The organism is Neisseria basseii (assembly GCF_962707005.1).
Classification (GTDB): domain Bacteria; phylum Pseudomonadota; class Gammaproteobacteria; order Burkholderiales; family Neisseriaceae; genus Neisseria; species Neisseria bergeri.
In genome coordinates this window covers 1-13,373 of record NZ_CAUIXH010000009.1, presented here as the reverse complement: position 1 = coordinate 13,373, position 13,373 = coordinate 1, and the positions used below count along the sequence as shown (strand labels likewise).

Below are 13,373 nucleotides of genomic sequence, written 5' to 3'. Positions count from 1 at the left end.
ATCGCCCTGTGTGTTGAAACATATTCAAGGCAGCCGGTATTGTTTCCGCCATATGCCCATAAAATTGTAAAAATATGCCGTCTGAACGCCAAACGGGCTTCAGACGGCATAGCTTGGTTTATTCCGCCCGGTTTCTCTGTCGGCCCAAATCGGCGGCGGCAGTAAACAAAACATCGGTTGAAGAATTCAACGCCGTTTCTGCCGAATCCTGAATCACGCCGATGATGAAGCCGACGGCAACCACCTGCATGGCGACATCGTTGCTGATGCCGAACAGGCTGCACGCCAACGGAATCAGCAGCAGCGAACCGCCCGCCACGCCGGACGCGCCGCACGCGCTGACCGTCGCCACCAGGCTCAACAGCAGCGCGGTGGCAAAATCAACCTGTATGCCTTGGGTGTGCGCCGCCGCCATAGCCAAAACGGTAATCGTAATCGCCGCGCCGCCCATATTGACGGTCGCCCCCAACGGGATGGAAATCGAATAAGTGTCTTCGTGCAGCCCCAGTTTTTTCGCCAAAGCCATATTCACGGGGATATTGGCGGCGGAAGAACGGGTAAAGAAGGCATACACGCCGCTTTCGCGCAGGCAGGTGAACACCAGCGGATAAGGGTTGCGGCGGATTTTCCACCACACGATGGCGGGATTGACCGCCAGCGCGATAAACGCCATACAGCCCAACAGCACTGCAAGCAGCTTCGCGTAACCCGCCAGCGCGCCGAAACCCGTCTCCGCGATTGTGGACGACACCAGCCCGAAAATGCCCAAAGGGGCAAAACGGATAATCCATTTCACGACGGTGGAAACCGCTTCCGCCAAATCGGCGATGACCTGCCGCGTAACGTCCGAACCGTGATTCCGCAACGCCGCGCCCAAAACCAAAGCCCAAGCCAGAATGCCGATATAGTTGGCATTGGCAATCGCGTTAATCGGGTTGGCGACCAGGTTCATCAGCAGCGATTTCAACACTTCCACAATGCCGGAAGGCGGCGCGGCGGACACATCGCCCGCGCCCGCCAAAACAATGTGCGTCGGGAAAACCATACCGGCGATGACGGCAGTCAGGGCTGCGGAAAACGTACCGATGAGGTAAAGGACGATAATTGGCCTGATATGCGCCTTGTTGCCTTTTTGGTGCTGCGCGATTGTGGCCGCCACCAAAATAAATACCAAAACCGGCGCGACCGCTTTAAGCGCGCCGACAAACAGGCTGCCGAACAAGCCTGCCGCCAAGCCCAGTTGCGGGGAAACCGAACCGATTACGATGCCCAACGTCAAACCGGCGGCAATCTGCCTGACCAGGCTGACGCGGCCGATCGCATGAAATAAGGATTTGCCGAACGCCATAATTCTTCCTATATGTTGTGATATGTTAAAAAATGTTGTATTTTAAAAGAAAACTCATTCTCTGTGTTTTTTTTATTTTTCAGCCGTGTTTTGAGGTGTATTGATTTGCCCTATGCGGTGCCGGACAGGCGTTGTTTTATCATTCGGCGCGACGGCTTGATTTGTTGGACAAAAATAAATTTATTTAATCCCGTTTATTTTCCGGCACTATCCCGAAACGCAGCCTGTTTTCCATATGCGGATTGGAAACAAAATACCTTAAAACAAGCAGATACATTCCCGGCGGGCCGCAACCGCCGAAATACCGGCGGCGGTATGCCGTCTGAAGCGTCCCGCCCCGTCCGAACAACACGAAAACGGCCGTTCGAAACCCCGTCCGAACAGTGTTAGAATCGAAAGCCGCCCAAACCGATGCACGACACCCGTACCATGATGATCAAACCGACCGCCCTGCTCCTGCCGGCTTTATTTTTCTTTCCGCACGCATACGTGCCTGCCGCCGACCTTTCCGAAAACAAGGCGGCGGGTTTCGCATTGTTCAAAAACAAAAGCCCCGACACCGAATCAGTCAAATTAAAACCCAAATTCCCCGTCCGCATCGACACGCAAGACAGTGAAATTAAAGATATGATAGAAGAACACCTGCCGCTCATCACGCAGCAGCAGGAAGAAGTGTTGGACAAAGAACAGACGGGCTTCCTCGCCGAAGAAGCGCCGGACAACGTTAAAACGATGCTCCGCAGCAAAGGCTATTTCAGCAGCAAAGTCAGCCTGACGGAAAAAGACGGGGCTTATACGGTGCACATCACACCGGGCCCGCGCACCAAAATCGCCAACGTCGGCGTCGCCATCCTCGGCGACATCCTTTCAGACGGCAACCTCGCCGAATACTACCGCAACGCGATGGAAAACTGGCAGCAGCCGGTAGGCAGCGATTTCGATCAGGACAGTTGGGAAAACAGCAAAACTTCCGTCCTCGGCGCGGTAACGCGCAAAGTCTACCCGCTTGCCAAGCTCGGCAACACCCGGGCGGCCGTCAACCCCGATACCGCCACCGCCGATTTGAACGTCGTCGTGGACAGCGGCCGCCCCATCGCCTTCGGCGACTTTGAAATTACCGGCACACAGCGTTACCCCGAACAAATCGTCTCCGGCCTGGCGCGCTTCCGACCGGGCACGCCATACGACCTCGACCTGCTGCTCGACTTCCAACAGGCGCTCGAACAAAACGGGCATTATTCCGGCGCGTCCGTACAGGCCGACTTCGACCGCCTCCAAGACGGCCGCGTCCCCGTCAAAGTCAGCGTAACCGAAGTCAAACGCCACAAACTCGAAACCGGCATCCGCCTCGATTCGGAATACGGTTTGGGCGGAAAAATCGCCTACGACTATTACAACCTCTTCAACAAAGGCTATATCGGCTCGGTCGTCTGGGATATGGACAAATACGAAACCACGCTTGCCGCCGGCATCAGCCAGCCGCGCAACTATCGGGGCAACTACTGGACAAGCAACGTCTCCTACAACCGTTCGACCACCCAAAACCTCGAAAAACGCGCCTTCTCCGGCGGCATCTGGTATGTGCGCGACCGCGCGGGCATTGATGCCAGGCTGGGGGCGGAGTTTCTCGCAGAAGGCCGGAAAATCCCCGGCTCGGATGTCGATTTGGGCAACAGCCACGCCACGATGCTGACCGCCTCTTGGAAACGCCAGTTTCTCAACAACGTGCTGCACCCCGAAAACGGCCATTACCTCGACGGCAAAATCGGGACGACTTTGGGCACATTCCTGTCCTCCACCGCGCTGATCCGCGCTTCCGCCCGCGCAGGTTATTTCTTCACGCCCGAAAACAAAAAACTCGGCACGTTCATCATACGCGGACAAGCGGGTTACACCATTGCCCGCGACAATGCCGACGTTCCTTCAGGGCTGATGTTCCGCAGCGGCGGCGCGTCTTCCGTGCGCGGTTACGAACTCGACAGCATCGGGCTTGCCGGCCCGAACAGATCGGTCCTGCCCGAACGCGCCCTCCTGGTGGGCAGCCTGGAATACCAACTGCCGTTTACGCGCACCCTGTCCGGCGCGGTGTTCCACGATATGGGCGATGCCGCTGCCAATTTCAAACGTATGGAGCTGAAACACGGTTCGGGACTGGGCGTACGCTGGTTCAGCCCGCTCGCGCCGTTTTCCTTCGACATCGCCTACGGGCACAGCGACAAGAAAATCCGCTGGCACATCAGCCTGGGAACGCGTTTCTAAACCGATACGGCCGCTTCAGACGGCATTGCAGCAAACTATTTTGAAACAGACATTATGACCGATACCGCACCGACAGATACCGATCCGACCGAAAACGGCACGCGCAAAATGCCGTCTGAACACCGCCCTGCCCCGCCGGCAAAAAAACGCCGCCCGCTGCTGAAGCTGTCGGCGGCACTGCTGTCTGTCCTGATTTTGGCAGTATGTTTCCTCGGCTGGCTCGCCGGTACGGAATCCGGTTTGCGTTTCGGGCTGTACCAAATCCCGTCCTGGTTCGGCGTAAACATTTCCTCCCAAAACCTCAAAGGCACGCTGCTCGACGGCTTCGACGGCGACAACTGGTCAATAGAAACCGAGGGGGCAGACCTTAAAATCAGCCGCTTCCGCTTCGCGTGGAAACCGTCCGAACTGATGCGCCGCAGCCTGCACATTACCGAAATTTCCGCCGGCGACATCGCCATCGTTACCAAACCGACTCCGCCTAAAGAAGAACGCCCGCCACTCAGCCTTCCCGACAGCATAGACCTGCCTGCCGCCGTCTATCTCGACCGCTTCGAGACGGGCAAAATCAGCGCAGGCAAAGCCTTTGACAAACAAACCGTCTATCTCGAACGGCTGGATGCTTCATACCGTTATGACATCAAAGGACACCGCCTCGACCTGAAGGCTGCCGACACGCCGTGGAGCAGTTCGTCGGGGGCGGCCTCGGTCGGCTTGAAAAAACCGTTTGCCCTCGATACCGCCATTTACACCAAAGGCGGACTCGAAGGCAAAACCATACACAGTACGGCGCGGCTGCAAGGCAGCCTGAAAGATGTACGCGCCGAACTGACGATCGACGGCGGCAATATCCGCCTCTCGGGAAAATCCGTCATCCACCCGTTTGCCGAATCATTGGATAAAACATTGGAAGAAGTGCTGGTTAAAGGGTTCAACATCAACCCGGCCGCCTTCGTGCCTTCCCTGCCCGATGCCGGGCTGAATTTCGACCTGACCGCCATCCCGTCGTTTTCAGACGGCATCGCGCTGGAAGGCTCGCTCGATTTGGAAAACACCAAAGTCGGCTTTGCCGACCGCAACGGCATCCCCGTCCGTCAGGTTGTAGGCGGCTTTGTCATCAGGCAGGACGGCACGGTGCATATCGGCGATACGTCCGCCGCCCTGCTCGGACGGGGCGGCATCAGGCTGTCGGGCAAAATCGATACTGAAAAAGACATCCTCGATTTAAATATAGGCATCAACTCCGTCGGTGCGGAAGACGTACTGCAAACCGCGTTCAAAGGCAGGTTGGACGGCAGCATCGGCATCGGCGGCACGACCGCCTCGCCCAAAATCTCCTGGCAACTCGGCACCGGCACGACGCGCACGGACGGCAGCCTCGCCATCGCAAGCGACCCCGCAAACGGACAGCGGAAACTGGTGTTCGACACCGTCAACATCGCCGCCGGGCAAGGCAGCCTGACCGCGCAAGGCTATCTCGAACTGTTTAAAGACCGCCTGCTCAAGCTGGACATCCGTTCCCGCGCATTCGACCCTTCGCGCATCGATCCGCAACTTCCGTCAGGCAATATCAACGGCTCAATAAACCTTGCAGGCGAACTGGCAAAAGAGCATTTTGCAGGCAAAATGCGTTTTTCCCCCAGCATACTCAACGGTGTACCGCTTAACGGTCATGCCGACATTATTTACGAGTCCCGCCACCTTCCGCGCGCCGCCGTCGATTTGCGGCTGGGACAGAACATCATCAAAACAGACGGCAGCTTCGGTAAAAAAGGCGACCGGCTCAACCTCAATATCACCGCCCCCGATTTATCCCGCTTCGGTTTCGGACTGGAAGGCTTGTTAAACATACACGGCCATCTTTCCGGCGATTTGGACGGCGGCATCCGAACCTTTGAAACTGACCTTTCCGGCACGGCGCGCAACCTGCATATCGGCAAGGCGGCAGACATCCGTTCGCTCGATTTCACCCTCAGAGGCTCGCCCGACACAAGCCGCCCGATACGCGCCGACATCAAAGGCAGCCGCCTTTCGCTGTCGGGCGGGGCGGTGATCGTCGATACCGCCGGCCTGACGCTGGACGGCACGGGCGCGCAACACCGCATCCGCACACACGCTGCCATGACGCTGAACGGCAAACCGTTCAAATTCGATTTGGACGCTTCAGGCGGTATCAACAAGGCACTTACCCTATGGAAAGGCAGTATTAGTGTTTTCGACATCGGCGGCGCGTTCAACCTCAAGCTGCAAAACCGTATGACGCTCGAAGCCGGTGCGGAACGCGTGGCGGCAAGTGCGGCAAATTGGCAGGCAATGGGCGGCAGCCTCAACCTGCAACACTTTTCCTGGGATAAAAAAACCGGCATATCGGCAAAAGGCGGCGCACGCGGACTGCACATCGCCGAGTTGCACAATTTCTTCAAACCGCCCGTCGAACACAATCTGGTTTTAAACGGCGACTGGGATGTCGCCTACGGGCGCAACGCGCGCGGCTACCTCAATATCAACCGACAAAGCGGCGATGCCGTATTGCCCGGCGGGCAGGCTTTAGGTTTGAACGCATTTTCCCTGAAAACGCGCTTTCAAAACGACCGCATCGGAATCCTGCTTGACGGCGGCGCGCGTTTCGGACGGATTAACGCCGATTTGGGCATCGGCAACGCCTTCGGCGGCAATATGGCAAATGCACCGCTCGGCGGCAGGATTACCGCCTCCCTTCCCGACTTGGGCGCATTGAAGCACTTTCTGCCCGCTACCGTACAAAATATCACCGGCAGCCTGAACACCGACGCGCATATCGGCGGACGGGTCGGCTCTCCGTCCGTCAACGCCGCTGTCAACGGTAGCAGCAACTACGGGAAAATCAACGGCAACATCACCGTCGGGCAAAGCCGCTCTTTCGATACCGCGCCTTTGGGCGGCAGGCTCAACCTGACCGTTGCCGATGCCGAAGTATTCCGCAACTTCCTACCGGTCGGACAAACTGTCAAAGGCAGCCTGAATGCCGCCGTAACCCTCGGCGGCAGCATCGCCGACCCGCACTTGGGCGGCAGCATCAACGGCGACAAACTCTATTACCGCAACCAAACCCAAGGCATCATCTTGGACAACGGCTCGCTGCGTTCGCATATCGCGGGCAGAAAATGGGTAATCGACAGCCTGAAATTCCGGCACGAAGGAACGGCGGAACTCTCCGGCACGGTCGGTATGGAAAACAGCGGACCCGATGTCGATATCGGCGCGGTGTTCGACAAATACCGCATCCTGTCCCGCCCTAACCGCCGCCTGACGGTTTCCGGCAACACCCGCCTGCGCTATTCGCCGCAAAAAGGCATATCCGTTACTGGGATGATTAAAACGGATCAGGGGCTGTTCGGTTCGCAAAAATCCTCAATGCCGTCCGTTGGCGACGATGTCGTCGTATTGGGCGAAGTCAAGAAAGAGGCGGCGGCACCGCTCCCCGTCAATATGAACCTGACTTTAGACCTCAATGACAGCATCCGCTTCGCCGGCTACGGCGCGGACGTTACCATAGGCGGCAAACTGACCCTGACCGCGCAACCAGGCGGAAGCGTGCGGGGCGTGGGCACGGTCCGCGTCATCAAAGGGCGTTACAAGGCATACGGGCAGGATTTGGACATTACCAAAGGCACGGTCTCCTTTGTCGGCCCGCTCAACGACCCCAACCTCAACATCCGCGCCGAACGCCGCCTTTCCCCCGTCGGTGCGGGCGTGGAAATATTGGGCAGCCTCAACAGCCCGCGCATTACACTGACGGCAAACGAACCGATGAGTGAAAAAGACAAGCTCTCTTGGCTCATCCTCAACCGCGCCGGCAGCGGCAGCAGCGGCGACAATGCCGCCCTGTCCGCAGCCGCAGGCGCGCTGCTTGCCGGACAAATCAACGACCGCATCGGGCTGGTGGATGATTTGGGCTTTACCAGCAAGCGCAGCCGCAACGCGCAAACCGGCGAACTCAACCCCGCCGAACAGGTGCTGACCGTCGGCAAACAACTGACCGGCAAACTCTACATCGGCTACGAATACGGCATTTCCAGCGCGGAACAGTCCGTCAAACTGATTTACCGGCTGACCCGCGCCATACAGGCGGTTGCCCGTATCGGCAGCCTTTCGTCGGGCGGCGAGCTGACATACACCATACGTTTCGACCGCCTCTTCGGTTCGGACAAAAAAGACTCCGCCGGAAACGGCAAAGGGAAATAAACGGTTTTCAGACGGCGCGGCACTGTCCGCCGCCGTGCCGTCTGAAAGGCGCGCCGCCAAACCGGACATTTGAAAACCTGCTTTTCCGCCGCCGTCCGCCTGCAAGGGAACAGAATCGATATAGTGAATTAACAAAAATCAGGACAAGGCGACGAAGCCGCAGACAGTACAAATAGTACGGAACCGATTCACTTGGTGCTTCAGCACCTTAGAGAATCGTTCTCTTTGAGCTAAGGCGAGGCAACGCTGTACCGGTTTTTGTTAATCCGCTATATTCCGCCATCTCTAAGATTTACAGCGATACACGGGTAATTTAAGGAATGCCCGAACCGTCATTCCCGCAACCTTTCGTCATTCCCGCCACTTTTCGTCATTCCCGCGAAAGCGGGAATCTAGAATCTCGGACTTTCAGATAATCTTTGAATATTGCTGTTGTTCTAAGGTCTAGATTCCCGCCTGCGCGGGAATGACGGCTGCAGATGCCCGACGGTCTTTATAGCGGATTAACAAAAATCAGGACACGGCGACGAAGCCGCAGACAGTACAGATAGTACGGAACCGATTCACTCGGTGCTTCAGCACCTTAGAGAATCATTCTCTTTGAGCTAAGGCGAGGCAACGCCGTACTGGTTTTTGTTAATCCACTATAATGCGCCCTTCGGCGTGGCGGATATATAAGGAAGTGATTTTCTATCTAAGTAAAAACCGCCCTATCGGATAAGCCGCTTGACTGAAAAGGCTTTACCCGCGCCGTATCGGAACACGTACTCTAAAATACAATCCGTTGAATCAAAACAAATATAAAACATCCGTCCGCAAAAACGGCAGCGCATCGTTTGACAAAGAATGAAAATATCGGTTAAAAACCGATTTTCATACAAAAAACACCGCCGCCGTCCGCATCCGTTTCAGACGGCATTGAGAGAAAATCTTTTAGGAGAACCTTTATGTCCCGGCATCCCGCCCGCACCGGAGAAAAAACATTCTTCGGCCATCCCTTCCAGCTTTCCACCCTCTTCCATATCGAATTGTGGGAACGTTTTTCATTTTATGGAATGCAGGGCATCCTGCTGATTTACCTCTATTACACCGCTGACAAAGGTGGCTTGGGCATAGACAAAACCCTCGCCGGCGGCATTGTCGGCGCATACAGCGGCAGCGTGTACCTGTCCACCATTTTGGGCGCGTGGTTTGCCGACCGCGTATGGGGTGCGGAAAAAACCCTCTTCCTCTCGGGCATCGTCGTGATGCTCGGACACATCGTCCTTGCCGCAGCACCGGGTCTGTACGGCCTTTTAATTGGGCTGATATTCATCGCATTGGGCAGCGGCGGCGTGAAATCCACGGCCAGTTCTATGGTGGGCGCATTATACGAACAAGACGAAATGCGCCCGCTGCGCGATGCGGGATTTTCCATTTTCTACATCGCCATCAATATCGGCGGCTTCTTAGGCCCGCTGCTGACCGGCCTGCTGCAGGAAAACATCGGTTTCCATTATGGTTTCGGCGCGGCGGCGGTCGGTATGGCATTCGGCTTGTGGCGTTATTCCTTGGGACGTAAAAACCTGCCCCACCCCACCGTCCCCCATCCGCTTTCAAAAGGACAGGGCAAAACTGCGGCCGCCGTCGGCATCACCCTCATCGCCGCACTTGCAACCGCCATCAAAACCGGGCTTGTCAACCTCGACAATTTCTCCGGCATCCTCTTATCTACCGTCATCCTTGCCGTCATCGCCTATTTCGCCCGCCTGCTGACCAACCCCCGCGTCAGTTCCGACAACAAACGGCACATCATCGCCTACATCCCGCTTTTCCTGACCATCTGTATGTTTTGGGCCGTCTGGTTTCAGATTTACACCGTAGCAACCGTCTATTTCGACGAAACCGTCAACCGCACCATCGGTTCGTTTACCGTACCCGTCGCCTGGAAAGACTCTATGCAAAGCCTGTGGGTCATCCTGTTTTCCGGAATAATGGCGGCAATGTGGACAAAAATGGGGCGCAAACAGCCCAAAACCCCGCTGAAATTCGCTATGGCGGTATTTGTTACCGGCGCGTCGTTTTTGGGATTCGTCCCCTTTATTTCCTCCGGCACGCCGATGCCTATTGCGGTTTTCGCACTGATTGTCCTCGCCATCACGATAGGCGAACTGATGATTTCCCCGATTGCGCTGTCCATTTCCACCAAAATCGCACCGCCTTTATTCAAAACCCAAATGGTCGCCCTTAATTTCCTTGCCTTTTCATTAGGCTTCACTTTGGGCGGCGTATTGTTTGAAAAAGGCTATCAGGCGGGCGACGAAATCGGCTTTTACCGGCTGCTGTTCTACATCGGCGCAGCCACAGGCTTCCTGCTGCTCCTGCTCGTCCCCAAATTGAACAAAATGCTCGAAGGCACAGACTAAGCCCCGCCCCGACGCACCGATGCCGTCTGAACCCTTCAGGCGGCATTTTTTCCGCATAATGAAACTAAGCCGTTTCCATCCAACCGGAAGGCAGCCTGCCGATTGTCATTTGAATACCCGTCTGATTCCGTCTGTTTGCAAGAAAAAACCGCTTATTTCCGCTTGGGCGGAAACCGGTTCTATTGAGTAAAAGGCATTTTGTCCGACTAAATGAGTGTTGCATCAACGAAATATAAAAACACAGCCTAAATAAAAATGCCGTCTGAACCGTATTTCAGGTTTCAGACGGCATTTGCGTGTCGGATGCACACCGGACAGGCGGTAAGCCGGGTTCTGTCTTGGACAGTCATTCCTCTAGGCATACCGTTGCCGGTATGCTCAAGCAACCTACCCGAACGCTCGGCGGGCAGCGTCATTGCGTTCTGTTTGGTCTTGCTCCGAATGGGGTTTGGCCTGCCGCATATTGTTACCAAATGCGCGGTGCGCCCTTACCGCACCTTTTCACCCTTGCCTGTGCTGCCAAAGCAGCCATCGGCGGTTTTGCTTTCTGTTCCACTTTCCGTCGCGTTACCGCGCCCGGCCGTTAACCGGCATTCTACCCTGCGGAGCCCGGACTTTCCTCCCCGTATGCCTTACGCGATACGCGGCGACTGTCTGCCCGTCCCGTGTGCGGCGCGGATTATAACACGAAACGCAAAAATGCCGTCTGAAGCGGCACAGGCTTCAGACGGCATACAGCCTAAACTACACACCCTGTTTCAGGCTGGCTTCGATAAAGCCGTCCAAATCGCCGTCCAATACGGCTTTGGTGTTGCCGACTTCGTAGCCTGTGCGCAAGTCTTTAATGCGTGAGGAGTCCAAGACGTACGAACGGATTTGGCTGCCCCAACCCACATCGGACTTGCCTTCTTCCAACGCCTGTTTCTCTTCGTTGCGTTTGCGCATTTCCAATTCGTACAGTTTGGATTTCAACATTTCCATCGCAGCAGCTTTGTTGGCGTGTTGCGAACGGTCGTTTTGACATTGCACCACAATCCCTGTCGGCTCGTGGGTAATGCGCACGGCGGAGTCGGTTTTATTGATGTGCTGACCGCCCGCGCCCGATGCACGGTAGGTGTCGATGCGCAAATCGGCGGGGTTGATTTCGATTTCGATGGAATCGTCGATTTCAGGGTAAACGAACACGGAGGCAAACGAGGTATGGCGTTTGTTGTTCGAGTCAAACGGCGAATAGCGCACCAAGCGGTGAACGCCGGTTTCGGTACGCAGCAAACCATAAGCGTATTCGCCTTCCACTCGGATAGTGGCGCGGTTGATGCCTGCGATTTCGCCGTCGTCTTCCTCAAGGATTTCGATTTTGAAGCCTTTGCGCTCGGCGTAGCGGCTGTACATACGGAACAGCATACCCGCCCAGTCTTCCGCTTCCGTACCGCCCGCGCCTGCAGTGATGTCGATAAAGCAGTTGTTCGGGTCGGCGGGCTGGTTGAACATCCGTTTGAACTCCAAATCCGCCATCTGTTTTTCCAGTCCCGACACGTCTTCCTGCACGGCGGCAAAACCTTCTTCGTCGTTTTCTTCGACGGTCATTTCAATCAGCATGCGGTTGTCTTCGATGCCCGACGCGATGTTGTCGAGCGTCAATACGATGCCTTCGAGGATTTTGCGCTCTTTGCCGATTTCTTGGGCGCGTTTCGGGTCGTTCCACAGCTCAGGGTCTTCAGAAAGGCCGACAACTTCTTCCAATCGGTCTTTCTTACCCTGATAATCCATATAAACTCGGATGTCTTCGCTGCGCTTTTCCAAATCGTTCAGGGTGTTGTTGAGCTGGTTGATTACTTCGGCTTCCATGATTCTTTTGTTCTTTCAAAATTTTAGGGGCGTATTGTACGGGATTCGGGTATTTTTTTCTATGGATAAAGCCTTCCGGAAACACGTTCAGACGGCATAGCGTCAATAACGGTATGCCGCCAGTTTGCGTTTGATTTCAGGCAATGCGGCACGTGCGGCCTCCTCGCCCAACCGGATGGCGCGTTTTTTCTGATCGAAACCGCCGACTGCACCCAAATCCAAAACCTGCGGTTTGATAACCACATCCGCCTGCCCCAACTCATTTTGCAACGCGGAAACGCTCATTACGTTCAGCGTCTGATCGAGATAAGAGAAGAAACCTTGACCGACATTTTTGCTCGGACGTGCGGAAATATCGACAGCAATCACGAAATTCGCCCCCTGCCGCCTGGCCGAACTGACAGGGACGGGCTGCGACAGACCGCCGTCAACATATTTGTGCCTGTCGATGATGACTGGCTGGAACACATTGGGAATTGCTGCGGAAGCACGAACCGCCTGTCCGACATTCCCCTGATTGAAAGCGACGGCCTTGCCGGTTTCAAAATCAGTGGCAACGGCGGCAAATTTGATGGGAAACTGCTGAATCTGCCTGCCGCCGACTTTTCGGTTGATGTAATTTTGCAGCTTTTCGCCTTTGATAAAACCACTGGTGGACAAGGTTAAATCGACTAAATCCGTTTTACCTAAAATCTCGGCTTCCAATTCAAGGCGGTCGGGCGACATACCCGATGCAAAAAGGCTGCCGACTATCGAACCTGCCGATGTGCCGGTTACTACTTTTACAGGAATACCGTTTTCTTTCAAAACCTTAATAATTCCTATATGGGCAAATCCTTTAGATGCTCCGCCACCGAGTGCCAAACCGACCACTGCGGCGGGTTTGGCGGTTTGCACCGGCTTGCGGGCGGCATTGTTTCCCGCCGTACCGCAGGCGGCAAGCAACGCGGCGGCGGCGATTGCCAAAAGTGGTCTGATTTTTGAAAACGTTACCATATTTTCCATTCCTTTATATATCGCATCCCGTCAAAGGGGGATTGCTTTTCTTAACAACCACCTTTGACAACCAAGCGAAAGGGGCTTTGTTAAGTTATCATCAAAATTAATATTTCCTTTTTTTCCTTTACGGAAATTGTAATTGTTGGGGTCATATGAATGATCGAAGCCACCATCAATAGTTTCATTTTCCAGCGACATAGGCCGTTGCCCCTATAAATACTGAGATGGCAAAGGAAATATGCCTTCACTTTCTGGATAATTTTCCACATTACTAGACAGCCAGAGTTCAA

The 13,373-nt window shown here is 55.3% G+C and carries 6 protein-coding genes and 1 other RNA gene; 3 read left to right on the top strand and 4 right to left on the bottom strand.

Annotated features, from left to right (window positions below; translation table 11 throughout):
• Positions 1–118 precede the first annotated feature (118 nt).
• Entirely contained in the window at positions 119–1,348 is a 1,230-nt protein-coding gene (gene sstT, locus Q9I99_RS06125) for a serine/threonine transporter SstT (RefSeq protein WP_301667238.1), read from the bottom strand.
• A 411-nt stretch (positions 1,349–1,759) separates the two neighbouring features.
• Here sstT and Q9I99_RS06120 point away from each other — a divergent pair, with 411 nt between their 5' ends.
• From Q9I99_RS06120 to Q9I99_RS06110, 3 genes are all read left to right on the top strand, one after another.
• Positions 1,760–3,607 (top strand): autotransporter assembly complex protein TamA, encoded by a 1,848-nt coding sequence (locus Q9I99_RS06120; protein ID WP_301667239.1) that lies wholly within the window; start codon positions 1,760–1,762, stop codon positions 3,605–3,607.
• Between the two features lie 54 nt (positions 3,608–3,661).
• On the top strand, positions 3,662–7,831 hold the full coding sequence (locus Q9I99_RS06115) for a translocation/assembly module TamB domain-containing protein (protein ID WP_301667240.1): 4,170 nt from the start codon (positions 3,662–3,664) through the stop codon (positions 7,829–7,831).
• A gap of 947 nt (positions 7,832–8,778) precedes the next feature.
• Entirely contained in the window at positions 8,779–10,236 is a 1,458-nt protein-coding gene (locus Q9I99_RS06110) for an MFS transporter (protein WP_301667241.1), read from the top strand.
• 306 nt (positions 10,237–10,542) lie between these two features.
• Here Q9I99_RS06110 and rnpB read toward each other — a convergent pair.
• The 3 genes from rnpB to Q9I99_RS06095 all read right to left on the bottom strand — a co-directional run bounded on the left by rnpB (position 10,543) and on the right by Q9I99_RS06095 (position 13,080).
• Positions 10,543–10,902: RNase P RNA component class A (rnpB, locus tag Q9I99_RS06105), an RNA gene on the bottom strand.
• 78 nt (positions 10,903–10,980) lie between these two features.
• Complete coding sequence (gene prfB, locus Q9I99_RS06100; RefSeq protein ID WP_096108780.1) at positions 10,981–12,084, bottom strand: peptide chain release factor 2; 1,104 nt, start codon at positions 12,082–12,084, stop codon at positions 10,981–10,983.
• Between the two features lie 102 nt (positions 12,085–12,186).
• Positions 12,187–13,080 (bottom strand): patatin-like phospholipase family protein, encoded by an 894-nt coding sequence (locus Q9I99_RS06095; RefSeq protein ID WP_013449648.1) that lies wholly within the window; start codon positions 13,078–13,080, stop codon positions 12,187–12,189.
• Positions 13,081–13,373 lie beyond the last annotated feature (293 nt).

Bases quoted from the DNA above. Each gene is read 5' to 3' on its own strand.
- sstT (WP_301667238.1), bottom strand. From the start codon at position 1,348: ATGGCGTTCGGCAAATCCTTATTTCATGCGATCGGCCGCGTCAGCCTG.
- Q9I99_RS06115 (WP_301667240.1), top strand. From the start codon at position 3,662: ATGACCGATACCGCACCGACAGATACCGATCCGACCGAAAACGGCACG.
- prfB (WP_096108780.1), bottom strand. From the start codon at position 12,084: ATGGAAGCCGAAGTAATCAACCAGCTCAACAACACCCTGAACGATTTG.
- Q9I99_RS06110 (WP_301667241.1), top strand. From the start codon at position 8,779: ATGTCCCGGCATCCCGCCCGCACCGGAGAAAAAACATTCTTCGGCCAT.
- Q9I99_RS06120 (WP_301667239.1), top strand. From the start codon at position 1,760: ATGCACGACACCCGTACCATGATGATCAAACCGACCGCCCTGCTCCTG.
- Q9I99_RS06095 (WP_013449648.1), bottom strand. From the start codon at position 13,080: ATGGTAACGTTTTCAAAAATCAGACCACTTTTGGCAATCGCCGCCGCC.